This window comes from Nocardia sp. NPDC004711 (assembly GCF_053601595.1).
This window is the reverse complement of sequence record NZ_JBSGCB010000015.1, coordinates 90,158-115,750: the sequence shown is the minus strand read 5'-3', so window position 1 is coordinate 115,750 and position 25,593 is coordinate 90,158. Positions and strand designations below refer to the sequence as shown.

The following is a 25,593-nucleotide window of genomic DNA, read 5'->3' as shown; positions in this document are numbered from 1 at the left end:
CCCGAGGTCTCGATTCTTCCCTCCGCTTGCTCCCCCGCTCCGTCGGTCCAGAGTCGAGACGGCCGCGAACCACTGGGATGATCAACAAGGTAGCTCCGGCGGACGATAGCGTCACCATGTATCTTGCCTTGTGCACCCCCGGCTGAGTGTGCCACTGGTCACTCATCAACCCTGGAGTATCCGCGATGGCTTTGAAGAAGGTGTCGTCCCTACGATCGACGCTGGTTCCGCGTGCCGTGCTGGCCGTGACCTCGGCGGCATTGCTGACGGCGACATTCGCCAGCGGCTGCTCCAGCAGCACCAGCGGCAGCAACTCCACCGCCGAAAACCTCACCGGCCGTGGGCCGATCACCTATGTCGAGGGCAAGGACACCACCGAGACCGGCGCCGTCAAGCAGCTCATCGAGCGCTGGAACGCCGCGCACCCGGACGAGAAGGTGACCTTCAAGGAGCAGTCCAACGACGCCTCCCAGCAGTACGACGACCTGGTGCAGCACCTGCGCGCCAAGGAATCCGACTACGACGTGGTGGCACTCGACGTGCCGTGGACCGCGGAGTTCGCCGCCAAGGGCTGGATCCAGCCACTGAAGGACTCCTTCGCCATCGACACCTCCACGCTGCTGTCGCCGCCGGTCGCGTCGGCCACCTATAACGGCACCCTGTACGCGGCCCCGCGCAACACCAACGGCGGCCTGCTGTTCTACCGCAAGGACCTGGTGCCCGAGGCGCCCAAGACCTGGACCGAGCTGCTGGCCGACTGCCCGAAGGCCAAGGACGCCGGAATCGGCTGCTACGCAGGACAGTTCGCGCAGTACGAGGGTCTGACCGTGAACACCGCCGAGGTCATCAACGCCTTCGGCGGCAGCTTCGTCGGCTCCGACGGCAAGACCCCGACCGTGAACAGCCCGCAGGCCAAGCAGGGCCTGCAGACCCTGGTCGACGCCTACAAGAACGGCGACATGCCGAAGGAAGTCATCACCTTCAAGGAGCCGGAGTCGCAGAACGCCTTCGTCACCGGCAAGGTGATGTTCATGCGCGGCTGGCCGTCCTCCTTCGGCGAGGCGGGCTCCGACGCCTCCGCGGTCAAGGACAAGTTCGCGGTCGCCCCGCTGCCCGGCAAGGACGGCATCGGTGCGTCCACCCTCGGTGGCTACAACGCCGCCATCAGCGCCTTCTCCAAGAACAAGGCCACCGCGCTGGACTTCCTGCGCTTCCTGATCAGCGAGGACGCCCAGCACATCGTGGCCGCCGGCGCGCTGCCGCCGGTGCGGGCCTCCGTGTACGACGATCCGGCCCTGATCGCCAAGATGCCGTACCTGTCCGCGCTGAAGGACTCCATCGCCTCCGCGGTGCCGCGGCCGGTGACCCCCTTCTACCCGGCGGTGTCGAAGGCCATCCAGGACAACGCCTATGCTGCGATCACCGGAACGGAATCTGTCGACGCCGCAATCGATGCCATGCAGAAGGGCATCGAAACCGCCGGATCCTGAGCCGCGCTCACACCCGATGCGCGCACTACGATCCATCGCGTAGCCCCGTAGGAGAGAAGAAAAGGTGTCACGTCCTTCGGGAGCGACCGATGTCGCGCCGCCACCCGACCTGACGGAAAAAGCAATGCGCAACGACCAGCCACGACCGAAACGCCGCGAAGCCGCCCTCGGGGTTTCGGCTCGGGCGTGGCTGTTCGTCACGCCGGTGCTGCTCGCACTGACGGTGGTCATCGGGTATCCGGTGGGCCGGGCGGTGTGGATGTCCTTCCAGAAGGACGCGGGCCTGGACAAGTCCACCGGCATGTTCGTCGAAGGCGGCAGCGCCGGATTCGGCAACTACAGCCACTGGCTGCTGCAGCAGTGCACCAACTCGCTCGGCGAGACCGTGTCCTGCCCGCCCGGCAACACCGGCTCCCAGTTCTGGGCCGCCGTCGGGGTCACGCTGCTGTTCACCGTGGTCACGGTGGCGCTCGAAACCACCATCGGCCTGGGCATGGCGGTCATCATGGGCAAGACCTTCAAGGGCCGCGCGCTGCTGCGCGCCGCCGTGCTGATCCCCTGGGCCATCCCGACCGCGGTCACAGCGCGGTTGTGGGAGTTCATGTTCCAGTACAACGGCGTGGTGAACCGGGTGCTCGGCACCCATATCCTCTGGACCGCCGACGCCTGGCCCGCCCGCTTCGCGGTCATCATCGCCGACGTGTGGAAGACCACCCCGTTCATGGCGCTGCTGATTCTGGCCGGCCTGCAGGTGATCCCGGAGGACGTCTACGAGGCCGCCCGGGTCGACGGCGCGTCCGCCTGGCAGCGCTTCGTCAACATCACGCTGCCGCTGCTGAAACCCGCTCTGCTGGTGGCGATCCTGTTCCGCACCATGGACGCGCTGCGCCTGTACGACCTGCCCGCCATCATGACGCGGAACCTGGCCGCCACCCGCACCGTCTCGATGCTGGTGACGGAATCGAAATCGCTGCCCAACAGCGCCTCCGCGCTGTCGGTCATCACCTTCCTGCTCATCTTCACCGTCGCGTTCTTCCTGGTGAAGGTGCTGGGGGCGAACGCCGTTCGCACCCAGGAAGAGCAGCGGGAGGCGCACTGATGAGCATCGAACTCACGAAGGATGTCGTGGCCGAGCCGAAAAAGCCTATCCGGCAATCGGTTTCGTGGACCAAACGCCTGTCCTCCGGGCGCGTGTACCTGGGCGCGCTGATCGTGCTGGTGTGGGGGCTCGGCCCCTTCTACTGGATGGTCGTCACCGCCCTGCGCGATCCGGCCTACACCTTCGACAACACCCCGTGGCCCACCCACGTCACGCTCGAGAACTTCCGCAACGCCTTCGACACCAGCCGCGGCAACAACTTCGGCCGGGCCCTGGTCAACAGTGTGATCATCGGCAGCGCCACCACGGCGGCCGCGCTGATCCTCGGCGTGATGGCGGCCTACGCGCTGGCGCGGCTGACCTTCAAGGGCAAGTACCTGGTGTCCGGGCTGGTCCTCTCGGCCTCCATGTTCCCGGCCGTCGTGCTGGTGACGCCGCTGTTCCAGCTGTTCACCAATATCGGCTGGATCGGCCAGTACCAGGCCATGATCATCCCGAACATCTCGTTCGTGCTGCCCATGACGGTGTACATCCTGGCCTCGTTCTTCGCCGAACTGCCATGGGAATTGGAGGAGGCCGCCCGCATCGACGGCGCGTCCCGCTTCCAGGCGTTCCGGCTGATCATGCTGCCGCTGGCCGCGCCGGCGGTGTTCACCACCGCGATCCTGGCGTTCATCGCCGCGGTCAACGAGTACCTGCTGGCCTCCCTGCTCTCCAGCGACAAGACCGAGCCCGTGACCAAGGCGATCGCCCGCTTCTCCGGCAACGATCCGCTGGTGCCGCCGTACACCGCGATCATGGCCGCGGGCACCATCGTCACCATCCCGCTGGTCATCATGGTGCTGCTGTTCCAGCGCCGCATCATCTCCGGACTCACCGCCGGCGGCGTCAAGAGCTGAGTGTCCGGGTAGGTGGTTCGGGGCCGTTGTCCCCGAATCACTTACCCGCTCCGTCCGGGCGTGTCGATTAGCATTGGTCCCGCCGCGCGGGGTGGTCGCGGCCGTCTCGAAAGCTTTGTCGACGCTCCGGAAGGAGATGCTCGTGAGCTCGTCCCGCAGCAGGCGGCGTGGCAGATCCGCGTCACTGACCGGCACCGCCGGGGCGTCACCGACCGGCACCGCCGGGTCATCGACCGGCACCGCCGGGTGGGACGAGCTGGCCACCACGGCCGCGTATCGACAGCGTCCCCACGCGCACAGCCGGCCCCGGCGGCGCCCGAAACCGCCCCCGGGTCCCGACCAGCCCGAAGCTGCGCCGAAACCGCCCCGCACCCGCGGGCAGCGCATCCGGCGGCTGCTGCTGGCACTGTTCCTGGTCCTGGTGATCATGCCGACCACCCTGGTGGGCATCGCCTACTGGAGCGCCGAGATCCCGGACCCGGATACAGTGCAGACCAACCAGATCGCCACCATCCTCGGCTCCGACGGCACCACGGTGATCGCGAAGGTCGTTCCGCCGCAAGGAAATCGGGTGCCGGTGCCGCTATCCGAGGTGCCCCTGCCGGTGCGCCGGGCCGTGCTGTCGGCCGAGGACCGCAATTTCTACCGCAATCCGGGCTTCTCCACCTCCGCATTCCTGCGTGCGGCCCGCGACAACCTGCTCGGCCGCGACGACGCGGGCGGCGGGTCCACCATTACCCAGCAGTATGTGAAGAACGCCTTCCTGACTTCGGAACGCACGCTGAGCCGCAAGATGCGCGAACTCATCATCTCCGCGAAGATGGCCCGCGAATGGAGCAAGGACGACATCCTCGCGGCCTACCTCAACACCATCTACTACGGTCGCGGCGCCTACGGCATCTCGGCCGCGGCCAAGGCGTACTTCGGCAAACCCGCGCCCGAACTGACCCTGGCCGAGGGCGCGGTCCTGGCCTCGGTGATCCGCACCCCCTCGCTGCTGGATCCGGAGACCCACCTCGATCAGCTGCGTGCCCGCTGGGGATACGTCCTCGACGGCATGGTCGAGATGGGGGTACTGAACCGCAATGACCGCGCCGCCACCCAGTTTCCGGCCATCGTCCCGGTCGCCCAGGTGGACGACAGCACCCCGCGCGGACCCGAGGGGCTGATCCGCGCACAGGTCCTGCGCGAACTGCGCGCCTCCGGCATCAGCGAACGCGAGCTGAATACCGGTGCGCTGCAGATCATCACGACCATCGACGCGAAAGCACAGCAGGCCACGCTGAACGCGGTCGGCAAGGTACTGGGCGGGCAGCCGGGCGAACTGCGCACCGCTGTCGTGTCGATCGACCCGCGTTCGGGGGCGGTGCGCGCCTACTACGGCGGACCCGACGGCACCGGCTTCGATTTCGCACAGGCCCCGCTGCAAACCGGTTCGGCCTTCAAGACTTTCGCCGTGCTGGCCGCACTCGAGCAGGGCATTTCCCTGTCGTACCGGCTCGACAGCGCACCCCTGACCGTCAATGGGGAGAAGATCCAGAATGTGGAGGGCGAGTCCTGCGGCATCTGCTCGCTCGGCGAAGCGCTCGAGCGCTCCCTCAACACCAGCTTCTACCGGCTGGCCCAATCCCTGTTCGAGGGCCCGAAAGCCATTGCGAACGCGGCACATCAGGCCGGCATCCCCGACCAGATCCCGGGCCTGCCCGGCAAGACGCTCACCGAGGACGGCGGCGGCCCGCCGCTGCCCGCCATCGTGCTGGGCGCCTACTCGGTGCGCCCCATCGACATGGCCTCGGCCTACGCCACCCTCGCCGCCTCCGGCACCTACCGCGCCCCCTATTTCGTCCAGAAGGTGGTGACCGGCGACGGCCGTGTCCTCCTCGACCGCGGCGCCGACCCGAACAAACCCGAACAGCGCATCCAGTCCTCGATCGCCGACACCGTGACCCAGGCCATGCTCCCCATCGCCGCCTACTCCAACGGCCACACCCTGGCCGGCGGCCGCCCCTCGGCCGCCAAGACCGGCACCACCCAGCTCGGCGACACCGGCCAGAACAAGGACGCCTGGATGGTCGGCTACACCCCCACCCTCTCCACCGCCGTCTGGATGGGAACCGAACAGCCCCAGCCCATCCGCACCGCCCGCGGCGCCCCCATCTACGGCGCCGGCCTCCCCGCCGACCTGTGGAAACAAACCATGGACGCCGCCCTCGACGGCACCCCCATCGACCAATTCCCCAACCCCACCTCACCCCCCGGCAACCTGATCCCCAACCAGCCCCCCGACCCGACCTCCGCAACACCCCCCAGCAACGGCAATTACGACATCCTCAACCCACCCACCCCGTCCCCCCAACAACAACCGGTCCTCGTCATCCCCCCAGCCCCCACCCCCAAACAGGTAGAAATCTTCCCCGGCCTCAGCGTCCCCGTCCCCGGCTGAGCCAGGTGACTTGTCGTCGTATGCCAATGTGCCAACTGATTTCGTAACGGTCGGGGTAACTCACCGGGGACTTCCACAATGGATTCGGCTCCCAACCGCCGGCACGCGTCCCCAACTCCCACGGCTCTCAACCATGCGCTGAAGTCTCGGGGAGGCGGGGAAGCAGTCCCGGGGCGGCGGGAGAGATCATGTTTCGCGCCTCCTTGCCCATCTCTGCGCGGCCGCGGATATTGTGGAAGCCGCCACCGGATTCAGCGACTCCGAATGCCGGTGGCAGGATGCGGGTTGGGAGCAGGGTGGGGTCGGAAACAGCACGAGACATAGGGGCGACGCCGGTGGAATTCAATGTCGTTGAACGCCACGAAACGCTGGTAGCCGGAACGGTGCTACGCAGTCCGGCACTCGCGGTCGAAGGGCCGCGCCGCGCGAAGGTCGAGGAGGCTTGGAAACGTAATCTGGCACGCGATCTGCCCGGCCCGCCGGCGACCGCCTATGTGGATCACGCACCCGAGATCGGTTCGTATCTGACACATATCGTGGGCTACGAATGCAACAAGGCGGACGACCTATTGCCCGGCGATGTACTCGCCCGTATCCCGGCCGGAAAATTCGCCCGCTTCAATCGCACTGGCGACAATCTCGGCGACACCATCGTGTCGATCTGGCGCACGGTCTGGGACCTCGAGGCGGCCGGCACCCTGGTGCGCGCCTACACCGGGGATTTCGAGCACTATCCGGACAACCGGACGGTGGAGGTTTTCGTCGCGCTGGATCTGAGCGCGGAGGGGTAGGGGAGCTGTGGACTTCGAAATCGTCACCCTGGATGAGTTCCTGGTCGGCGGGCTGACCATTCCCCTGGCGGGCCGCGAGGTCACCGCCCGCGACCTGGACCTGGTCAACTTCACCTGGGACCGCTACCTGGCCCGCGAGAAGAGCGTCGAACGCGTCGCGGCCTACATCGGCCAGAACGACCACGCGGTTGCCGTTCTGGGATACGAGCTTTCGAGCATGGCCGACCTCGACACCGGCGATGTGATGACCCGCATCCCGTCGGGCCGCTACGCGAAATTCGTTGTCTCCGACAAGCCTTACGACCTGCTGCGCACCGCCTGGGCGAAGGTCGCCAAGGCCGAGAACGCGGGCACCATCACCCGGTCCCACGCCGCGGAGATCGAGCGCTACACCGGCCCCACCTCGGTCGAGGTCTACGTCTCCCTCGACTGACATCGAACGACGAAGGGCGGCATCGCGATTCGCGATGCCGCCCTTTGCGTTGCGGGTTCCTACTCGGCCCCGATGATGAACGCCTCGAGCTGGGCCCGGGCGACGTCGTCGGCGAGCTGCTTCGGCGGGGACTTCATCAGGTAGGCCGACGCCGGGAGGACCGGGCCGCCGATGCCGCGGTCGCGGGCGATCTTGGCCGCGCGCACGGCGTCGATGATGATGCCGGCCGAGTTCGGCGAGTCCCACACCTCGAGCTTGTACTCCAGGTTCAGCGGCACGTCGCCGAAGGCGCGACCCTCGAGCCGGACGTAGGCCCACTTGCGGTCGTCGAGCCACTCGACATAGTCCGACGGGCCGATGTGCACGTTGCGGTCGTACACCTTGCCCGCGAGCGGGCCCTCGAGGTTGGAGGTCACGGCCTGGGTCTTGGAGACCTTCTTCGACTCCAGCCGCTCGCGCTCGAGCATGTTCTTGAAGTCCATGTTGCCGCCGACATTGAGCTGGTAGGTGCGGTCCAGCACGACGCCGCGGTCCTCGAACAGCTTGGCCATCACGCGGTGGGTGATGGTCGCGCCGACCTGGGACTTGATGTCGTCACCGACGATCGGCACGCCGGCGTCGACGAACTTCTGGGCCCACTCCGGGTCGGAGGCGATGAACACCGGCAGCGCGTTGACGAAGGCCACACCCGCGTCGATGGCGCACTGGGCGTAGAACTTGTCGGCCTCTTCGGAACCGACCGGGAGGTAGGAGACGAGGACGTCGACCTTGGCATCCTTCAGCGCCTTGACGACGTCGACCGGCTCGGCCTCGGACAGCTCGATGGTCTGCGCGTAGTACTTGCCGATGCCGTCCAGCGTCGGACCGCGCTGCACGGTGATGCCCGACGGCGGCACGTCGGAGATCTTGATGGTGTTGTTCTCGCTGGCGAAGATCGCGTCGGACAGGTCGAAGCCGACCTTCTTGGCGTCGACATCGAACGCGGCGACGAACTTCACGTCGCGGACGTGGTAGGGACCGAACTTCACATGCATGAGCCCGGGAACGGTCGAATTCTCGTCCGCGTCCTTGTAGTACTGCACGCCCTGAACCAGGGAAGATGCGCAGTTACCCACGCCGACGATGGCCACCCGAACTTCGGTGTTGATCTCACTCATGGCCGATATTTCCCTCTTTCTGTGGTGCCGCCTTCGTCGATTGCTCCGCAGCAATCAACTCGTTGAGCCAGCGCACTTCGCGCTCGCTTGATTCGAGACCGAGTTGATGGAGCTGGCGGGTATAGCGGTCCAGTTGCCCGCTGGCGCGTTTTATCGCTTCCCGCAGTCCTTCTCGGCGCTCCTCGACCTGCCTCCGCCGCCCCTCCAGGATTCGCATCCGCGCTTCCGCGGGGGTGCGGCCGAAGAAGGCCAGATGAACGCCGAAGCCGTCGTCGGTGTAGTTCTGTGGTCCGGTGTCGGCGAGCAGTTCGGCGAACCGCTCCCGCCCGGTGTCGGTCAGGTTGTAGACGCGCCGCGCACGGCGTGTTGCCAAGCCCTGCGGACTCTCCTCCGCGATGAGGCCGTCGGACTGCATGCGCCGCAGGGTCGGATACAGCGACCCGTAGGAGAAGGCCCGGAACGGGCCCAGCAGACCGGTGAGCCGCTTGCGCAGCTCGTAGCCGTGCATCGGTGATTCGAGGAGCAGCCCGAGGATTGCCAACTCGAGCACGGGCTTCACCTCCTGACTGTGCTGTTCAGATCTAACCGATGGATGCAGTTCCAAACTATATCGCGCCGATATATTTTACACGCGCCATGCGGCGTATCCGAACGTGACGACCGATCTCCGCCCGATCGGGTAACTCACCGGGTACCCCCTCGGGATCGGGTTGGCACCCACCCGCCGGCCCGGGTGACCAGTGCCGACGGCTCCCGGCCGTCCGCAAAAGTTCCGGGGAGGCGGAACAGCGCGTGCGTGCTCCGGGGGCCCGCAAGTACTCTGGGTCCCGTGCGAATACAGCGGCAGGTAGTGGACTATGCGCTCCGGCGCCGGTCCCTGCTGGCCGACGTCTACGCGGGCCGGGTGGACGTCGCCGAAGTGTGCGATGCGAATCCGTACCTATTGCGTGCGGCGAAGTTCCATGGGCGGGGGAGCGAGGTCACATGCCCTATCTGCAGGAAGGAGCAGCTGACTCTCGTATCGTGGGTCTACGGCGACGGGCTCGGTCCCGTGGCGGGCTCCGCCCGCACGCCGGAGGAACTGGTCCGGTTGGCCGAGACTCGGGAAGAGTTCTCGGTGCATGTGGTCGAGGTGTGCCGGACCTGTAGCTGGAACCATCTGGTGCAGTCCTATGTGCTGGGGCTGGCCCCGGCGCCGACACGCCGCCGGCGCACCAGCGCCCGGCGCACGGCCGCCGAGTGAGAGGCCACGTCGACTGCTGAACAGCGGGCAGGAGCCTGCCCGCCGCGGTGCACGCGCGTGACCGCATCGAGCCACCCGGACCGTATCGACCTAGTTATTGGAGAGCCAGGCTGTGACATCGCCCTATGACGACGGACCGCACGGCGGCCGCCCCCGTGGCGGTTCGCAACCCGGCCCCGGCGGCTACCCGCCGCAAGCACAGGGAGGTGGAGCGACACCGGCAGGACCGCCGCCCGGGGCACGTCAGCCCGCGGGACGTCCCGGGCCGGGGAATGGTGTCCCGCAGCGCGGACCCGTGGGAGGTCCCGGTGGCATGCCGCCGCGCGGACCCAACGGGCAGCCGCAGCGCGGACCCGCGCCGCAGGGCGGGCAGCCGCCGCGGCGCCCGGGGCCCCCGCCCCAGCGTCCCGGCAATCCGGATGCGACACGCAGGCTTCCCAATCCCGCCAATTCCGGCCCGAACGAGAGGGTGAATACCGGAGCGCGCCAGGCGGTTCCGAATCACATCTCGCGGGCGGCCACCTCCGACCGCACCCAGCGGATCGACGATCGTGCGGTGCGCTCGGGCGCGGGCACCGGTACCCGGCCGCGCCCGGCCGAGGACCGCACCCGCCCGCCGTCGGGCGCGCAGCCCGCGGCCCGGCGCGCGCAGGGCGGCACCCCCTCGGGTCCGCCGCCGCGGCGGCCTGGTGGCGGCTCCGGTGGAGGCGGCGGCAAGGGCGGCAAGGGCTCTCGCAAGACCTCGTATTGGCGGCTGGCGCGGCGCCTGGTCTACATCGGCATGGCACTGGTGCTCGGGCTGGCGAGTTCGGTGTTCCTGTACGCGTATTCGACGGTGAACGTGCCGCAGCCCGGCGACCTGAAGAACAATCAGGTGGCCACCATGTTCATGAACGACGGCAGTTCGGTGCTGGCCAAAGTCATTCCGCCGGAGGGCAACCGCACCGATGTGACGATCGACCAGATTCCGCCGCACGTGCGCAATGCCGTGATCGCCGCGGAGGACCGGTCCTTCTACACCAACCCGGGCTTCTCCATTCAGGGCTTCGGCCGCGCGTTCGTCGGTCAGCTCACCGGCAACACCGACGCCGGTGGTGGTTCGACGATCACCCAGCAGTACGTGAAGAACGCGATGGTCGGTAACGAGCACTCGCTGACCCGTAAGCTGCGCGAGCTGGTGATCTCGGCCAAGATGGCCAAGCAGTGGTCCAAGGATCAGATCCTGGCCGCGTACCTGAACACCATCTACTTCGGCCGCGGCGCCTACGGTATCGACGCGGCGTCCAAGGCGTACTTCGACAAGAAGGTCCAGGACCTGTCGGTGGCCGAGGGCGCGGTGCTGGCCGCGACCATCCAGCAGCCGTCGAACCTGGATCCGGAGAAGAATCCGCAAGGGGCGCAGGCGCGCTGGAAGTACGTGCTGGACGGCATGGTCGACGGCGGCAACCTGCCCGCGACGGACCGCGCGAACATGCAGTACCCCACCGTGATTCCCGCGGCGCAGGCGCAGAAGGACAAGACGCTGGACTCCGGGCCGGAAGGCCTGATCAAGACCCAGGTGCTCAAGGAGCTCGAGGCCGCCGGCATCACCGAGCACGATCTGAACACCGAGGGCCTGCAGATCACCACGACCATCGATCCCAAGGCCCAGCAGGCGGCGGTGGACGCGGTCACCAAGGTGATGGACGGCGAACCCGACAAGCTGCGCGCCGCGCTGTCGTCGGTGGATCCGAAGACCGGTGCGGTGCGCGCCTACTACGGCGGCTCCGACGGCCAGGGCCTGGACTACGCGAATCAGGGTCTGCCGCCGGGCTCCTCGTTCAAGGTGTTCGGTCTGGCCGAGAACCTGGAGATGGGCAAGCCGCTCTCGACGCTGTACGACTCCTCGCCGGTCACCGTGCACGGCATCACGATCACCAACGTCGAGGGCGAGCAGTGCGGTATGTGCACCATCGCCGAGGCGCTCAAGCGCTCGCTGAACACCAGCTTCTACCGCATGGAGCTGGACATGACGGGCAACGGCCCGCAGAAGATCGCCGACATGGCGCACAAGCTCGGTATCCCGGACACCATTCCGGGCGTGGGCAAGACGCTGGTCGAGCCGGACGGCAGCGCGCCCAACAACGGCATCGTGCTGGGCCAGTACCGGGTGCGGACGCTGGACATGGCCTCCGCGTACGCGACCCTGGCCGCCTCGGGCATGTATCACGCGCCGCACTTCGTGCAGAAGGTCGTCGCCTCCGACGGCACCGTGCTGCTGGATCGCGGCGAGACCGCGGGTGAGCAGCGGGTCTCGGCGTCGGTGGCGGACAACGTGACCGACGCGATGAAGCCCATCGCGGCGTGGTCGCGCAACCACCAGCTCGCCGGCGGCCGCCTCTCGGCCACCAAGACCGGTACCAACCAGAAGGACGGCAGCAACGAGAACCGCGACGCCTGGATGGTGGGCTTCACCCCGTCGCTGTCGACCGCGGTCTGGGTGGGTACCGATCAGGGTGACGCGCTGCGCAATGCGAGCGGCGGCATGATCTACGGCTCGGGTCTGCCGGCCGACATCTGGAAGGCCACCATGGACGGCGCCCTCAAGGGCACCCCCAACGAGAACTTCCCGAAGCCGGGCGTGATCGGCGGCCAGGCCGGTGTGCCGTCGTGGTCGGCGCCGTACACCGCGCCCTCGACCACCGAGCAGCCGGTGGCGCCGCCGGTGATCACCACCAGCCAGATGCCGATTCCGGGTCTGCCGTGGTCGATTCCGGTTCCGGGGCTGGCGCCGAATCCGCAGAACCAGCGGCAATCCCAGCCGGAGACCCAGGATCAGGGCAATGGCAATGGCAATGGCAACGGGAACGGCAATGGGACCGGTCCGATGCCGGGTCAGCCGGTGGCGCCGGCCGACGGTTCGACACCGACGACCGCACCGAACGGCGGCTATGGAAACGGCAATGGGACCGGCAACGGCAACGGACGGCAGCAGACTCGGTAGCCTGCTGCCGTGATCGAGCAGGAACTGGTGTACCGGCCGGGCGCCTCGGGCGCGCCGGCCGGTGACGCGCTGAAGCCGGGGGAGGCAGCTGGAGTGGAACATGCTGGCGCACAGCGCGATACGCCGGTGGTCTACGAGTCCCCGGAACCGCTGGCGGCCGATCTGCGGTCGGCCGACGACCGGGACAAGCCCAGTCGCACCGATACGCTGACCGCGCAGCTCTGCGATCTGATCGGCGGGCCGGTCGGCGACCACGCGGTGATCGGCCGGGTGCGTTTCTGGACCCCCATGCGGGTGCTGATGGCGTTCGCGGTGCTGTTCCTGGCGTTCAGCTGGTTCGGCAAGGCGGGCTGCATCCAGCAGCGGCCGGACGCCAACGGCGTCATGGGCCTGGATTGGAACAACGGCCGCCAGTACATCGCCATGTGCTACTCCGACACCGTCCCGCTGTACGGGGCCGAGCATCTCAACGAGGGCGCCTTCCCGTACAAGAAGCAGTGGGTGGAGTTCCCCGACGGCCGCCCGCAGGTCCGGTACATGGAGTATCCGGTGCTGTCGGGCCTGTACCAGTACGTGTCCATGGGAATCGCCAAGGCGTGGAAGCTGTCTCCGCTGCCGGGACACCAGGCGCTCGAGGTGGTCATCTACTTCGATGTGGTGGCCATCGGACTTTCGCTGGCCTGGCTGGTGACCATCTGGGCGACGGCACTGACGGCCGGACGGCGGGTCTGGGACGCCGCGCTGATGGCGCTGTCGCCGCTGGTGCTGGTGCATGCGTTCACCAATTTCGACACGCTGGCAACGGCTTTCGCGGCGGGCGGGCTGCTGGCCTGGGCGCGGCGGCGGCCGGTGCTGGCGGGCATACTACTGGGCCTGGGCGGGGCGGCGAAGCTGTATCCGCTGCTGTTGCTGGGGCCGATCCTGATCCTGTGCGCCCGCGCCGAGCGACTCGGTGAGGACGAGGCGGCGTGGGGCGGCATCCGGCCGCTGCGCGCGGCGGGCGGGGCCATCGCGGCGGCGGCCATCACCTGGCTGGCGGTGAACGCGCCCATCGCGGCGCTGTACCCGAACGGCTGGTGGGAGTTCTTCCGGCTCAATACCGAACGGCATGCCGACCCGGATTCGGTCTACAACGTGATCACCTCGTTCACCGGCTGGACCGGCTTCGACGGGATACTGAGCGCGCAGCAGGCGCCCACTGTGCTGAACGCGGTGTCGCTGCTGCTGTTCCTGGCGGCCTGCGCGGGCATCGGCTGGATCGGCCTGACCGCGGCGCGCCGGCCGCGCCTGGCGCAGTTGGCATTTCTGGTGGTGGCGGCGTTCCTGCTGACCAACAAGGTGTGGAGCCCGCAGTATTCGCTGTGGCTGGTGCCGCTGGCGGTGCTGGCGCTGCCGGAGCGGCGAATCCTGTTGGCGTGGATGACGATCGACGCCCTGGTCTGGGTGCCGCGCATGTTCTATTACCTGGGCCAGGACCACAAGGGCCTGCCCGAGCAGTGGTTCACCGGCACGGTGGTGCTGCGCGATCTGGCGGTGATCGGGTTGTGCGTCCTGGTGATCCGGCGGATCTATCGTCCGGATGAGGATCCGGTGCGTCGCGACGGCGCCGACGATCCGGGGGGCGGCATCGTCGACCGCGCCCCGGATCCTTCGCATGCCTGGTTGCCGCCGCTGCTGCGGCCCAGGCAGTCGATGCCGGCGCCCTAGAGGAAGCGGGCCAGCTGCGGCACCGCCTCGCCGGGGTGCTTGGCCTGGAATCCCTCACCGAGGGCCTGGAGCTTCCAGTCCGCGCCCGGGGCCGGGCGGTACACCTTGGCCATCGCCATGGCGGTGAAGGACATGCCGCCCGCGAGGGTGTAGCGGGCGAGTTCGGCATTGGTGGCGGCGTCGACCAGGCGGCAGTAGGCGTTGGCGATCTGCTCGAACGTGTGGCCCTTGTAGGAGGTCACGATGAACAGCAGCGTGGTGACCTGGGCCGGGACGCGGGAGAGATCGACCATGATCTCCTCGTCGTCGCCGTCGCCCTCGCCGGTCAGGTTGTCGCCCTGGTGGCGGATGGCCCCGTCCTTGGAGTTGAGGCTGCCGTAGTAGACGACATCGACGGGGCTGTGGTCGGCGAAGAGCACCACCGAGGCGTCCAGGTCCACGTCGACGGACTTGTTGCCGAAGATGCCGCCGCGCTTGACCGGATCCCAGCCCAGGCCCATCTTCACGTAACCCAGTGCGCTGCCGCCTTCTTTGCGCAGGTTGATGCGCTGGCCCTTGACCAGGCTGACGGCGTGGCCGACCGGCAGATCGCGGTCCTCCTGCGCCGGCCGCGAGTAACCGCCCGCCGGCGGGGGATAGTCGCCGACGGGCTGCTGGTAGGCGGGCGGTGGCGGATACGACTGTCCCGGAGGCGGATACCCCGTGCCCGTCGGCGGCGGGTAGCCGCCCGTGGGCTGGTACTGCTCGGTCGGTGCGGGCGGCGGATAGCCGCCGGTGGGCGCGTAGTGCGCGGGCGGCGGCGGATAGCCCCCGGCCGGCGGGTACTGGTCGGTGGGCTGTGGATAACCCGGTCCCGGTGCGGGCGGCGGGTAGCCGCCGGTCGGCGTGTAGTTGCCGGTGGGCGCGGGGGCCGGGTATCCGCTCGGCGCGGGCGCGAATTGCTGTGGCGGGGAGGTGAATTGCTGCGGCGCGGGCGCGAACTGCTCCGGGGCGGGCGGGGGCGGCGGCGCCGGGGACGATGCGGGGGATTGCGGAGCCTCGTTCACCTGGACGCCGTGGTCGGTGACCAGCGCGGCGAATCCGCCCGCGTAGCCCTGTCCGACGGCGCGGGCCTTCCATCCGCCCTGGCGCCGGTACAACTCCAGTGCGATGACGATGGATTCGCTGCTGAGGCCCTCGATCCGGAACTCGTACAACGCGTTTCCGGCCGCATCACTGACCTGCGCGACCGGCACGGACAGCTGCCCGAAGCTGGCGGTGGCGTCGTCGAGGGTGATGACCGCCCGAAGCTGTTCGATATCAGCGGGAATCGCGTCCAGCGACACGGCGAGGACGGCGGGCTGACCGGGCGGGCCCGGCCGCAGGGTTACACCGGGCCCGGAGGGTTGGTTGAAGAACACGAAATCGGCATCGGAGCGCACCGTGCCGGCGGTGGTGACCAGCAGTGCGGACAGGTCGGCCGGTGCCGCCACCTGCACGCTGATCACCAGGTCATGGACGCTCAGAGGGCCGTTCTGGCCCTTCACCAAAACTGCGGACAAGATCGACCCTTCGTTGTCGGTGCTGTCGTTGCCACTCTACGAGACCATGGCGACACGGACCCGCGCCGTGGTTGCGGTGGTGTCCGGGGATGCCCGGACGGCGTGGCAGTATCGGCTGGGTGAGCGACGGTGAGGTCGATCCCGCGGAAGCGCACGAACAGTATCTGCGAGCCTTCCGGCACCCCGCCGTGTCCCGAGACCAGCTGCGCGACCTGCTCGATGCCGTGAACGCCTTCCTGGACACCATCACCCCCAAACGTGGCGAGTACGTCCCCAGCGGCGGCTGGGCCCCCGAGTCCACCGCCATGGCCTTCCAGATCGGCCGCGCGGTCGAACAGGTGCTGTCCGAGCGGGAGGACGCCGATCGGGAGCTGGTGCGCCGCCGCGATATTCGCGATCGCCTGGTGGCGGCGCTGGACGCGGTGCTGGATTGCCTGCGCACCCTGCCCGAACTGGCCGACGCCGAGGTGAAGCTGGGCACCATCTGCGTGAACGAGGGCTTCCAGGTCTACGAGGACGGGTCGGTGCGTACCACGCCCATGCAGGAGGCGGGCGCCGATGCCGGGCTGCTGGAGCGCCGCCGCGCCGAACTGGACGAGCAGATGACGGCCACGGTGGCCGCCCGGGCCGACCTGGTGGACGACACCACCGACCTGATCCGGGAGCGGCTCGGGGTGGCCGAGGTGGGGATTCCCTGGGTGATCCTGGCCGCCACCCAGGGCGGGCTGGACGTGTCCGAGCCGTTCGAATTCGCGGCCGAGCACCTGCCCGACTGCGAATTGCGGGATCTGATGGTGCAACTGGTGACCGATATCGAGCTGGCCCGCACGCTGGAGGAGCCGGCCGAGCCACAGCATTAGCCGGAATCGCCACCAAAGCCGCACCGGCGGTGCGAGTCTGGCTCGCAGGGAACCGAACCGGCCTTCCGAGGGGAGAATTCGGTGAAGAAGCTCATCAATGATCCGGCCGAGGTGGTGGCTGCCGCGCTGGGCGGACTGGCCGCGGCGCATCCCGAACTGCGGGTGGATCTGAAACAGCGCATCGTGGTGCGCGCAGACGCGCCGGTTCCGGGCAAGGTGGGCCTGGTCTCGGGCGGCGGCTCCGGTCACGAGCCGCTGCACGGCGGGTTCGTCGGGCTCGGCATGCTGGACGCGGCCTGTCCGGGGGAGATCTTCACCTCGCCGGTGCCCGATCAGATCCAGGCCGCCACCGCCGCGGTGGACGCCGGGGCGGGCGTGCTGCACATCGTGAAGAACTACACCGGCGATGTCATGAACTTCGAGATGGCCGCCGAGCTGGCGGCCGCCGGGACCGGTACCGAGGTGCGGTCGGTGGTGGTGAACGACGATGTGGCCGTGCAGGACAGCCTGTACACCGCCGGGCGGCGCGGCGTGGGCGCCACGGTGATCCTGGAGAAGATGGCGGGCGCGGCCGCCGAACAGGGCCGGCCGCTGGCGGAGGTGGCGCGCGTCGCGGAGGCGGTGAACACGCAGTCGCGCAGCATGGGCATGGCGCTGACCTCGTGCACGGTCCCGGCGGTCGGGCATCCGACCTTCGAGCTGGGCGAGTACGAGATGGAGATCGGCATCGGCATCCACGGCGAGCCCGGCCGGGTGCGGGTGCCGCTGGCCCCGGCGCGGGATGTGGCACAGCTGCTGCTGGAGCCGATCCTCGCGGATCTGCCCTTCGCACAGGGTGACCGGGTGCTGTGCTTCCTCAACGGGATGGGCGGGACGCCGCTCATCGAGCTGTATGTGATGTTCGACGAGGTGTCGCAGATCCTGCGCGGGCACGGGATCCACGTCGAGCGCTCGTTGGTCGGCCCGTATATCACCTCGCTCGAAATGGCGGGCTGCTCGATCACGCTGACCAGGCTGGACGAGGAGCTGACGGCGCTGTGGGACGCGCCCGTGCGGACTCCGGCGCTGCGGTGGGGGATCTGATGGCGGCGGTGGACGCGGCCGCGTGGGTCCGCGATTTCGCGGCACTGGTCGACGAGAACGCCACCGAGCTGACCGCGCTGGACGCGGCGATCGGCGATGCCGATCACGGCACGAATATGCAGCGCGGCATGGCGGCTGCCGTTGCGGCGCTGGATGATTCGACTCCGGGCAGCCCCGGGGAGATCTGCAAGCAGACCGCCATGGTGTTGATCCGCACCATCGGCGGTGCCAGCGGTCCCCTGTTCGGGACGTTCTTCCTGCGCTTCGCCGCGGCGATCGGAAGTGGTTCCGATATAGCCGATTTCGCGCGCGGGTTCCGGGCCGGGCTGGACGGTGTGATCGCGCGCGGCAAGGCCGAGCCCGGCGACAAGACCATGGTCGATGCGCTGGGACCCGCGGCCGACGCTCTCGAGAAGCACGTCGCCGGTGGCGGGTCGGCACAGCAGGCTCTCGATGCCGCCGTGACCGCCGCGGAGGCCGGCCGGGACGCCACCACGCCGCTGGTCGCGCGCAAGGGGCGGGCCTCGTATCTGGGCGAACGCAGTGCGGGACACCAGGATCCGGGTGCCACCAGTGCGGCGCTGCTGGTCCGGGCCGCCGGACAGGCGCTGCGATGATTGGCCTGGTGGTGGTTTCGCACAGCCGGGCGCTGGCCGAGGCGGCGGTGGCGCTGGCCGCCCGGCTGCTGCCCGATCAGGATGTGCCCGTCCGGATCGCGGCGGGACTGTCCGATACCGAATTCGGTACCGACGCCGTCGCTGTCGCCGAGGCGATCACCGCCGCCGATTGCGGGGACGGCGTCCTGGTGCTGATGGATCTGGGCAGCGCGGTGCTGTCCGCCGAGACCGCGCTGGATCTGCTCGAATCCCCCGTCGCCGTGCGGCTTTCCGCCGGACCGCTGGTCGAGGGCCTGGTGTCGGCGCTGGCCGCGGCCGGTGGTGGCGGCGATCTGGACGCGGTCGCGCGGGAGGCCGGGAACGCCCTGGCCGCCAAACGCGCGCAGCTCGCCGACTCCGCCGGCACCGGCCTCACCGGCGATCCACAGTCATCCACAGCTGTGCAGCCTGTGGATGATTCGGCGATCACCGAAATCATCGAGGTCACGAACGAACACGGCCTGCACGCCCGCCCGGCCGCCGCGCTGGTCTCGGCCCTGCGCGAGGTCGAGGCGGTGGTGGCCCTGCGCAATGCCACCACCGGCGCCGGTCCGGTCCCGGGCGACAGCCTGACCCGGGTGCTCACCCTCGGCGTGCATCCCGGCCAGCGGCTGGAAGTCAGCGCGACCGGGCCCGAAGCGGCGCGGGCGGTCGCCAAAGTCCGCGCCGTGACCGAGAATCGAGATCATGACCAGCCTCGCTGAGAAAGCCACGACGTTACTGTCCCTGCACCAGCCCGGGAATCCGGTGATCCTGCCGACGGTCTGGGATTCCTGGTCCGCGAAGCTGGTGCAGGACGCCGGATTCGGGGCGCTCACCATCGGCAGCCACCCGCTCGCCGATTCCATGGGCAAGCCCGACCGGGAGGGCATGACCTTCGCCGAGGTGCTGGGCCGGGTCCGGGAGATCACCGCCACCGTCGACATTCCGGTGTCGGTCGACCTGGAGTCCGGCTACGCCGAGAAGCCCTCCCGGATCATCGAGGGCCTGCTCGAGGCGGGCGCGATCGGCTTCAATCTCGAGGACTCCGTGCACAGCGAGGGCGGGCGGCTGCGCACCCCGCAGGAGCATGCCGACCTGGTCGCCGAGCTGCGCGCCGCCGCGGACGCCACCGACGTGCACGTGGTGATCAACGCCCGCACCGACGTGTTCCTGCGCCCGGACACCGGCGCCCCGGAGGAGCGGCTGGAGAGCGCGCTCACCCGGCTGCGGCTGGCCGCCGAGGCGGGCGCGGACGTGCTGTACCCGGTGGGCCGGCACGAGCCGGACGTGCAGCGCACGCTGACCTCGGAACTGCCGCTGCCGGTCAATGCCATCGGCCTGCCCGACCAGGGTTCGCCCGCCTACTTCGCCGAACTCGGCGTGGCGCGAGTCAGTTTCGGCCCGTTCCTGCAGCGCGCCCTCACCGAGGCGGCGAACACCCTGCTGGCCGGCTGGCGCTGATCAGGACCGGACCCGCAGGAAGTAGTCGAGGATCTCCTCCGCGGCGCGGATGCCCGACGCCGCGGTGACGGCCACGCGCGGGTGGTTCCAGTTCCGCTGTTCCAGTTCGCCGTGGCGGGGCCGGATGGCGACGTCGGCGGTGCGCAGCATCTCGGCATCGAGCGCACCGTCGCCCGCGGCCAGCAGGCGCGATTCGGGATGCAGTTCGCCGGCGTCCAGCAGGCGGCGGCGCACCTCCTGCACCGCGCGGCTCTTACAGACCGGCGCGGGCATGGTGTAGATCTTGCGGCCCTGCTGGGAGACCGTCCAGCCGCGCGGGCGGCACCAGGCGTCCCAGTCGGCGAGGAAGCCGGCGGGCACCCGCTGCGGGTCCACCACCAGGTAGCAGAACAGGTCGTCGGCCTCGCGCAGGCGCAGCGCGAAGGATTCGTCCACGCGCGCACGCAGTTCGGTGCGCACCTCGACCAGGGTGGCGCATTCCGCGCGTACCCGAGCGTCCAGCGCGGAACGCCAGCGCCGGTCGGGGAGCCCGTTGCGCAGGATGGTGCCGCCATTGCTGGTGACCGCGTAGGGCAGGGGCCCGCCGGGCAGCCGGACCCGGTGGTACTGCTCGATGGTGCGGGTGGTGACCGGAACCACGGCCGCCGCCGAGGCGAGCCTGCTCAGCCGCTGCGCCGCGACGACCGTCATGTACGACAGCGGCTGTCCCTCATGGTGTTCCACGCACACCGTGTCCGGTTCGGTGTTCCCGAAGGCCGCCCGCGTGTAGATCACCGTGCGATCCAGATCCGTCGCCACCATCATCCCGTGCTGCCGCACCGGCTACCCCTTCACTTCCTTGATCAAGCCCATACAGGCATACGCCAAATCCGGCACCGTCTCGACCGGCACGCCGCGTGCCGCGGCGAGCAGGCGGATATGGGCGTGTTCCGCCGCGTGCGGATCCCGCACCAGCACCCGCCACGGCACCCGGCGCAACAGCACCCGGGTCGTCTCTCCCACACCGGGTTTCACGAAATTCACGCTGGAGATCCCGTAGGCCGCCCGCACACTCTCCACCGACTCCCAGCCCGCCCAGGTCGGGTTCCGGTCGGCGGCTCGCAGGTCGCGTACCCGCGCGTCCACCAGCGGCCGCACCCGGTCGAAGCAGGCGCTGACGGTGTCGAGCAGATGGCCGGACACATCCTGGCCCGCGAGCTCGCGATAGAACTTGGCCCCGTGGAACTGTCCCGGCCCGATCAGGCCGGCATTGAGCACCGTGCGCGAAACCAGTCCCGAGACAGTGGAATTCAGGCAGGCAGAGGCGATCAGGAAGTCGTCGCGGGTGCCGTAGGTCCGCACACAGCTGCCCGGATCCGCGAGCACCGCGAGGTCGGGGTCGAACCGCGCCCCGCCCGCCGCGTGATGGGCATCCAGTGCGGCGGTCAGCTCCCGGGTGATCGCGCCTTTGCCGGTCCACCCGTCCACGAACACGACCTGCGCCGGATCGTGCTGCCGGGCAAGATAATCCAGTGCGGTCGCGTCGATCCCCCGATCCCGCACGATCGACACCGCGTAGTGCGGAACCTCGATTCCCCGGCTCCCCAGCCAGCGCCGCATGAGCACCCCCACCGGCGTCCCGGCCCGAGCCAGCGACACCAGCACCACGTCGCGGCCCCGCTCGCTGATCACCAACTCCGACACGGTCGCCACCGCCAGCGCCAGCCGCTCGGCGCTGTCCGCCAGCACCCGCTCGAACAACTCCCGGTACGCCGCGTCCGGCTGATACTCCACCGGCAGCGACTCCGCGTAATGCGCCACCCCCGCCTGAATCCGCCGTTCCCGCTCCGCCACATCGGCTTCCAGCGCCACCCCGGACAGATCGGTCAACAGCCACGCCACCTCGTCCCGCGCATACGACCCGAACTCCGGCCCGTACAACGGTTCCGGCAGCTCCCGCGCGCGGCCCGAGCGGGCGGCGGCGAGGGCGCGCGGGTCCGCGTCGGGGAGCACGGCCAGCAGCACGTCTGCGCCCGACGCGGTCAGGACATCGACGAGTCCACCGGCAGCCGTGAGCTTTTCGGTGTCCGCGGGACGGTCGATGATGACGAGCAGGATCGGGTCGGCGGCGGGCTCGGCGCCCGGCCAGCGCGCATTGTAGAGGAAGCGCGGGCTTTCCTCACCGAGTTCGGGTGCGGCGAAACGGAATCCGCGGCGCAGCGGGTAGCCCGCCTCGTCCAGGACGTAGGCGGGGGAGCGCGTCGTGGTCTGATATCGGGTGGGGATTCCACTGTCCGCCAGGGCCGCGGCGATCCGCAGCGGCAGGTACATGAGTTCCTCGTGGGCGACGACGATCACCGGGCGCCGAGGGTCCGTCGCATCGGTCACCGTCGCGAGGGCACGGGTCAGCTCGGCCACCGCGTGGGTGAGCGCCGCATCGAAGGGCATGGCATCCGAGTCGAGGAAACCGTGGCGGCCGCCTTCGGGAACCTGTTGCGGCCAGGGCAGTTCGACGCGGCGGCAGGCTCCGGTGCGATCCGCGATCGGGTTGAGTACCGGTTCGGGCAGGGCGGTGACGGCGTCGATCAGGCCCGCCGGCAGGCGGGTGCTGCCGCTGGCCAGGCAGACGGTGTCGATGCGGGCGCCGAGTCCGGCCGCCGCCGTGTCGAAGGCGCGGCGGTCGGCCTCGGTGCGCATGTCCACCAGCGAGGCCAGGATGTAGTGACTGCGGGGAGTGTGCGTGTGCAGGGCCCGGATGGCGTCCAGAGCGGTTGCGCCGGTGGAGATCTCGTCGTCGACGAGCACCATGGGCAGGTCGTTGTGGAAGATCGCGGCCGGCATCGGCTGCAGCAGGTGGGAGGTGGCGTGCGAGTGGCCCTCCTCGAAACCGGCGAGGGTCTCGGCGGTGGGCACGTCGCGACGGGTGGAGTGCAGGTAACAGCGCGCGCCGAGGCGGGCCGCCACGGTGTGGCCGAGTCCGGTCGCGGTTTCGGCGAAGCCCAGCACCACCGCGGCGGTGACCGGCCGATTCGGCTGCGGCGCAGCATCTCCCGCGAGCAGCTCGCGCACCAGGTCGCCGAGCCGGTTGCCCGCGTCGAGCACGCGATGCGGGTCGGTCGGGAGATGTTTCCCCAGCACGGTCGAGACCAGCAGGTGCGCGCGGCGGGGATTGCGGCGCAGGCCGGGTTCGACGAGCGTGTCGATGCGCCAATCAGGTGCCAGCAGTGCCGAATCGGTGTGGCGGAGGGTGAGCCCGAGGTGCCGGGTGGCCCAGGGTAGCGCGGGATCGGCGGTCACGATTCGACCAGGGCCTTGAGCAGGTCCACGAAGGAGACTCCTTGATTGGCGACGCCGAAGACCTTGGCGCGCAGCATGATCTGGTGCGCCCAGCTGCGGTGCGGGCGCATTTCGTTCATCTTGTTCCGGTACTCGGAGGCGGCGACACCACCCGCGGCGGTGCTCAGGATGCCGGCGGCATCGGCGTATTCCTTGTGGGTGACGATCGAGAGGGCGTGCACGACGGCCACATGCGAGGGGTGGATGACGGTCTTGCCCTGGATCCCGTTGGCGCGGTCCAGGGTGATCTCCCGCAGCAGCCCGTCCATATCGCGGCTGACCAGCGACTGCCGGAAGGGGACGGCGTCCACCTCGGCGAACGGAGAAGTGCGCAGCAGCGGCCGGAACATGCGGGCATGGTCGGCGAAGTACTCCCAGACCGGTCCGGTGATGGTGAAGCCGGTGCCGTCGGTGCGACCCAGGTAGTTGACGATGTCGGCGATCACGTCGGCGACCACGCGCACGTCGTAGATGGTGAGGTCGCGGTCGCGGCGAATCCCGAAGGTGGAGCACATGTCCGTGGCCCCGATCCGCACGGCGAGAATCCGTTCGCGGTGCTCGGCGAGCAGCGCGCCGATCCGGCGGAGTTCGCGGTCGCGGCTCTCGCGATGCACCAGGACGGGGGATTCCAGCACCGGCATCCCGAAGACGGTGCGGCCCAGGCGCTGTGCGGCCAGGCCCAGCGCGTGCAGGTAGTCGGCCGCGCAGGAGCTGTCGAATTTGGGCAGCACGAAGCCGGTTAGCGCCGCCGCCCCGGGCCCGAGCCGGTCGGCGATCTCACCGATGCTGTGCGGGTCGCGGACCCGCACGAACAGCAGCGGGTAGGCCTCGCCGCTGGCGGCCAGTTCGTCGACGGTCCGGGCGGCCTGCCATTTCGCGGCTTCGACGGCGTGGTCGGCGACCGCGTCCTCGAGGTCGATGACCATCGAGCACACGCCGCGTTCGGCGCGGCGCAGGATGGTGGCGGTCAGATCGGGCCGGGTGGCGGGCACGTACAGGGTCGCGCCCAGCGCCATGGCCAGCAGGTGGCGGTCGGCGGTGCCGCCGAAGGGTTCGGGCAGCCGGTGGAACAGCCGCCGCAGCTCCGGGCCCGGCACCTGCCGGAAATGCCGTAGCGGGAAGCGTTTCCGCAGGGAGACCGGGGCGACATCCGGATCGCTGGTGATCATCGCGGTCATCGTCGCGGTCGTCCTCCTGCTGACTTTCGGTCTATCTGTCGGTATTTCGCATGCGCTCGACCACTCCGGCGACGAACGCGGAGATGGCGTCGAGTTCGGACACGTAGGCCCAGTAGTCGGGGTGGCGTCCGGTCAGGCCCGCGCTCGCGCGATCCAGGCGTTCGGCCTGGGCGTCGAGCACCGAACCCCATTGCGGGACAACGTCTTTGTTGACCGCGAGCATCTGCGCGTCGCGCAGCTTGAAGCGGACGGCCTTGGCGCGCTCGGCCGGCTGGTCGCGGACCGCGCGCAGCACGGCGAGCCGATCGGTCACGGTCTCGGCGCGCTCCTCGGCGGTGGCGAGGTGGGCGCGGGCGGTGGTGGTCAGGTCGAGCGCGTCCTCCGGGTCGTGGTTGGCCAGGGCGGCCCGGGCGCGGGCCAGATCCGCGTCGGCGGCCGCGACGGCCTCCCGGGCTTGTCGCTCATTGTTGGCCAAATCGTTCGACGACGCAGCCGCGAATTCCCGCAGCAACGCCGACATGGCCGGAGCGATGCGGTCCAGGCGGTTGCGAGCGGCATCGAGCCGGGTGGCGGCGGAGGCGAGGGCGGTGGTGGCCGAATGCTGTTTGCCGGGTGCGGCTTCCAGGGCGGTGGACAGGCCGCGGTTCAGCGTCTCGAGCCGGGTGGCGGCGTCGCGGGCGGCGCCGCCGGCGCCGGTGGCCACCGCGGCCTCGAGTGTGAGCAGTCCCTCATCCACGGCGGCCGCGCATTGCCGGATCGAGGGGTAGGCGGCATGGGGTGAGGCGTCGGCGGCCTGCCGCAGCCGTGCCGCCTGCGCCCGCACCTGCGAGACCAGTTGCGGCACCGAGCCGTACACCGCGACCGCATGCTCGAGGTGGGGCTGATTGCCCCGGTAGAACTCGTCGACCCCGCGCGCGGCGTCGGCGAGTCTCCGGATGACGGTGTCGATCTCGGGCTGGGCGACCGGGCCGCCGTCCTCGCGTTCGGCCTGCTCCAGGCGGTCGTTGAGGGCGAGGTAGGCGCCGGAGGCGTCATAGCAGCGGGCGCGCACCGGTTCCCAGCGCGCGGCCATGCCGCGCTCGGGGAACAGTGCGGCGGATGCCGTGACGGCGGCCTCGGCAATGGTCTGCCGCTGGTCCATATCGAGGAATGCGGTCGTCAGTACCTGCCGGGCCTGCTGCACCCATTCGTTGTTCCGGGGTGCCCGGAACCATCCGCGTCGACGGCCTGCCACGCCCCCGATGGTAGGAGAAGCGGCTCGTCGGGGCGACA

Annotated in this window: 21 protein-coding genes; 14 read left to right on the top strand and 7 right to left on the bottom strand. The window is 69.3% G+C overall.

The window, feature by feature from the left end; all coding sequences use genetic code 11:
- Window positions 1–185: 185 nt before the first annotated feature.
- From ACWEKS_RS17310 to ACWEKS_RS17285, 6 genes are all read left to right on the top strand, one after another.
- Window positions 186–1,490: an ABC transporter substrate-binding protein gene (locus tag ACWEKS_RS17310; RefSeq protein WP_452341008.1), complete on the top strand. Its 1,305-nt coding sequence runs from the start codon at window positions 186–188 to the stop codon at window positions 1,488–1,490.
- A 124-nt stretch (window positions 1,491–1,614) separates the two neighbouring features.
- Complete coding sequence (locus tag ACWEKS_RS17305) at window positions 1,615–2,589, top strand: carbohydrate ABC transporter permease (RefSeq protein ID WP_452341007.1); 975 nt, start codon at window positions 1,615–1,617, stop codon at window positions 2,587–2,589.
- Window positions 2,589–3,488, top strand: a complete 900-nt coding sequence (locus ACWEKS_RS17300; protein ID WP_452341006.1) for a carbohydrate ABC transporter permease — start codon at window positions 2,589–2,591, stop codon at window positions 3,486–3,488. The genes ACWEKS_RS17305 and ACWEKS_RS17300 overlap by 1 nt, the downstream gene beginning before the upstream one ends.
- Before the next feature lie 136 nt (window positions 3,489–3,624).
- Window positions 3,625–5,931, top strand: coding sequence for a transglycosylase domain-containing protein (locus ACWEKS_RS17295; RefSeq protein ID WP_452341005.1), 2,307 nt, complete (start codon window positions 3,625–3,627; stop codon window positions 5,929–5,931).
- 335 nt (window positions 5,932–6,266) lie between these two features.
- Window positions 6,267–6,722, top strand: a complete 456-nt coding sequence (locus tag ACWEKS_RS17290; RefSeq protein WP_354841042.1) for a GyrI-like domain-containing protein — start codon at window positions 6,267–6,269, stop codon at window positions 6,720–6,722.
- A 7-nt stretch (window positions 6,723–6,729) separates the two neighbouring features.
- A complete protein-coding gene (locus ACWEKS_RS17285; RefSeq protein WP_452341004.1) occupies window positions 6,730–7,155 on the top strand; it encodes a GyrI-like domain-containing protein in 426 nt (141 codons plus the stop codon).
- Window positions 7,156–7,214: 59 nt separating this feature from the next.
- Here ACWEKS_RS17285 and ACWEKS_RS17280 read toward each other — a convergent pair whose 3' ends face one another.
- Window positions 7,215–8,312: an inositol-3-phosphate synthase gene (locus tag ACWEKS_RS17280; RefSeq protein ID WP_452341003.1), complete on the bottom strand. Its 1,098-nt coding sequence runs from the start codon at window positions 8,310–8,312 to the stop codon at window positions 7,215–7,217.
- Window positions 8,305–8,862, bottom strand: a complete 558-nt coding sequence (locus tag ACWEKS_RS17275) for a PadR family transcriptional regulator (RefSeq protein WP_040862623.1) — start codon at window positions 8,860–8,862, stop codon at window positions 8,305–8,307. Before ACWEKS_RS17275 ends, ACWEKS_RS17280 begins: the two co-directional genes overlap by 8 nt.
- 279 nt (window positions 8,863–9,141) lie before the next feature.
- On the opposite strand from ACWEKS_RS17275, the gene ACWEKS_RS17270 reads away from it, so the two are divergent.
- From ACWEKS_RS17270 to ACWEKS_RS17260, 3 genes are all read left to right on the top strand, one after another.
- Window positions 9,142–9,555: a DUF5318 domain-containing protein gene (locus ACWEKS_RS17270; protein WP_354841034.1), complete on the top strand. Its 414-nt coding sequence runs from the start codon at window positions 9,142–9,144 to the stop codon at window positions 9,553–9,555.
- 469 nt (window positions 9,556–10,024) lie between these two features.
- Window positions 10,025–12,538 (top strand): transglycosylase domain-containing protein, encoded by a 2,514-nt coding sequence (locus ACWEKS_RS17265; protein WP_452341002.1) that lies wholly within the window; start codon window positions 10,025–10,027, stop codon window positions 12,536–12,538.
- Between the two features lie 93 nt (window positions 12,539–12,631).
- On the top strand, window positions 12,632–14,245 hold the full coding sequence (locus ACWEKS_RS17260) for a glycosyltransferase family 87 protein (protein ID WP_452341072.1): 1,614 nt from the start codon (window positions 12,632–12,634) through the stop codon (window positions 14,243–14,245).
- Here ACWEKS_RS17260 and ACWEKS_RS17255 read toward each other — a convergent pair.
- Window positions 14,242–15,786, bottom strand: coding sequence for a TerD family protein (locus ACWEKS_RS17255; RefSeq protein WP_452341001.1), 1,545 nt, complete (start codon window positions 15,784–15,786; stop codon window positions 14,242–14,244). The two genes, ACWEKS_RS17260 and ACWEKS_RS17255, sit on opposite strands and share 4 nt — an antisense overlap.
- An 89-nt stretch (window positions 15,787–15,875) precedes the next feature.
- Between ACWEKS_RS17255 and ACWEKS_RS17250 the strand changes: the two genes are divergently transcribed.
- The 5 genes from ACWEKS_RS17250 (at window position 15,876) to ACWEKS_RS17230 (ending at window position 19,828) form a co-directional block, all read left to right on the top strand.
- Window positions 15,876–16,646: a hypothetical protein gene (locus ACWEKS_RS17250; RefSeq protein WP_452341000.1), complete on the top strand. Its 771-nt coding sequence runs from the start codon at window positions 15,876–15,878 to the stop codon at window positions 16,644–16,646.
- Between the two features lie 81 nt (window positions 16,647–16,727).
- Window positions 16,728–17,729, top strand: a complete 1,002-nt coding sequence (gene dhaK / locus ACWEKS_RS17245; protein ID WP_452340999.1) for a dihydroxyacetone kinase subunit DhaK — start codon at window positions 16,728–16,730, stop codon at window positions 17,727–17,729.
- On the top strand, window positions 17,729–18,346 hold the full coding sequence (dhaL, locus tag ACWEKS_RS17240; protein ID WP_452341071.1) for a dihydroxyacetone kinase subunit DhaL: 618 nt from the start codon (window positions 17,729–17,731) through the stop codon (window positions 18,344–18,346). The genes dhaK and dhaL overlap by 1 nt, the downstream gene beginning before the upstream one ends.
- 8 nt (window positions 18,347–18,354) lie before the next feature.
- Window positions 18,355–19,089 (top strand): dihydroxyacetone kinase phosphoryl donor subunit DhaM, encoded by a 735-nt coding sequence (gene dhaM, locus ACWEKS_RS17235; RefSeq protein ID WP_452340998.1) that lies wholly within the window; start codon window positions 18,355–18,357, stop codon window positions 19,087–19,089.
- A complete protein-coding gene (locus tag ACWEKS_RS17230) occupies window positions 19,070–19,828 on the top strand; it encodes an isocitrate lyase/PEP mutase family protein (protein WP_452341070.1) in 759 nt (252 codons plus the stop codon). The genes dhaM and ACWEKS_RS17230 overlap by 20 nt, the downstream gene beginning before the upstream one ends.
- On the opposite strand, the gene ACWEKS_RS17225 is transcribed toward ACWEKS_RS17230, so the two are convergent.
- From ACWEKS_RS17225 to ACWEKS_RS17210, 4 genes are read right to left on the bottom strand one after another with little or no spacing between them, the layout of a single operon-like run.
- Window positions 19,829–20,632, bottom strand: coding sequence for an HAD family hydrolase (locus ACWEKS_RS17225; RefSeq protein ID WP_364609748.1), 804 nt, complete (start codon window positions 20,630–20,632; stop codon window positions 19,829–19,831).
- A gap of 18 nt (window positions 20,633–20,650) precedes the next feature.
- Window positions 20,651–23,104, bottom strand: a complete 2,454-nt coding sequence (locus tag ACWEKS_RS17220; RefSeq protein WP_452340997.1) for a phosphoribosyltransferase — start codon at window positions 23,102–23,104, stop codon at window positions 20,651–20,653.
- Complete coding sequence (locus tag ACWEKS_RS17215; RefSeq protein ID WP_452341069.1) at window positions 23,101–24,312, bottom strand: HpcH/HpaI aldolase/citrate lyase family protein; 1,212 nt, start codon at window positions 24,310–24,312, stop codon at window positions 23,101–23,103. Before ACWEKS_RS17215 ends, ACWEKS_RS17220 begins: the two co-directional genes overlap by 4 nt.
- A 40-nt stretch (window positions 24,313–24,352) precedes the next feature.
- The gene (locus ACWEKS_RS17210) at window positions 24,353–25,555 is read right to left on the bottom strand and encodes a hypothetical protein (protein WP_452340996.1); all 1,203 of its coding nucleotides are present in this window, start codon (window positions 25,553–25,555) and stop codon (window positions 24,353–24,355) included.
- Window positions 25,556–25,593 lie beyond the last annotated feature (38 nt).

What these genes read in the sequence shown, in the direction of transcription:
- ACWEKS_RS17310 (WP_452341008.1), top strand. Translation starts at nt 186, where the DNA reads ATGGCTTTGAAGAAGGTGTCGTCCCTACGATCGACGCTGGTTCCGCGT.
- ACWEKS_RS17305 (WP_452341007.1), top strand. Translation starts at nt 1,615, where the DNA reads ATGCGCAACGACCAGCCACGACCGAAACGCCGCGAAGCCGCCCTCGGG.
- ACWEKS_RS17300 (WP_452341006.1), top strand. Translation starts at nt 2,589, where the DNA reads ATGAGCATCGAACTCACGAAGGATGTCGTGGCCGAGCCGAAAAAGCCT.
- ACWEKS_RS17295 (WP_452341005.1), top strand. Translation starts at nt 3,625, where the DNA reads ATGCTCGTGAGCTCGTCCCGCAGCAGGCGGCGTGGCAGATCCGCGTCA.
- ACWEKS_RS17280 (WP_452341003.1), bottom strand. Translation starts at nt 8,312, where the DNA reads ATGAGTGAGATCAACACCGAAGTTCGGGTGGCCATCGTCGGCGTGGGT.
- ACWEKS_RS17250 (WP_452341000.1), top strand. Translation starts at nt 15,876, where the DNA reads ATGCCCGGACGGCGTGGCAGTATCGGCTGGGTGAGCGACGGTGAGGTC.
- dhaL (WP_452341071.1), top strand. Translation starts at nt 17,729, where the DNA reads ATGGCGGCGGTGGACGCGGCCGCGTGGGTCCGCGATTTCGCGGCACTG.
- ACWEKS_RS17225 (WP_364609748.1), bottom strand. Translation starts at nt 20,632, where the DNA reads ATGATGGTGGCGACGGATCTGGATCGCACGGTGATCTACACGCGGGCG.
- ACWEKS_RS17215 (WP_452341069.1), bottom strand. Translation starts at nt 24,312, where the DNA reads ATGATCACCAGCGATCCGGATGTCGCCCCGGTCTCCCTGCGGAAACGC.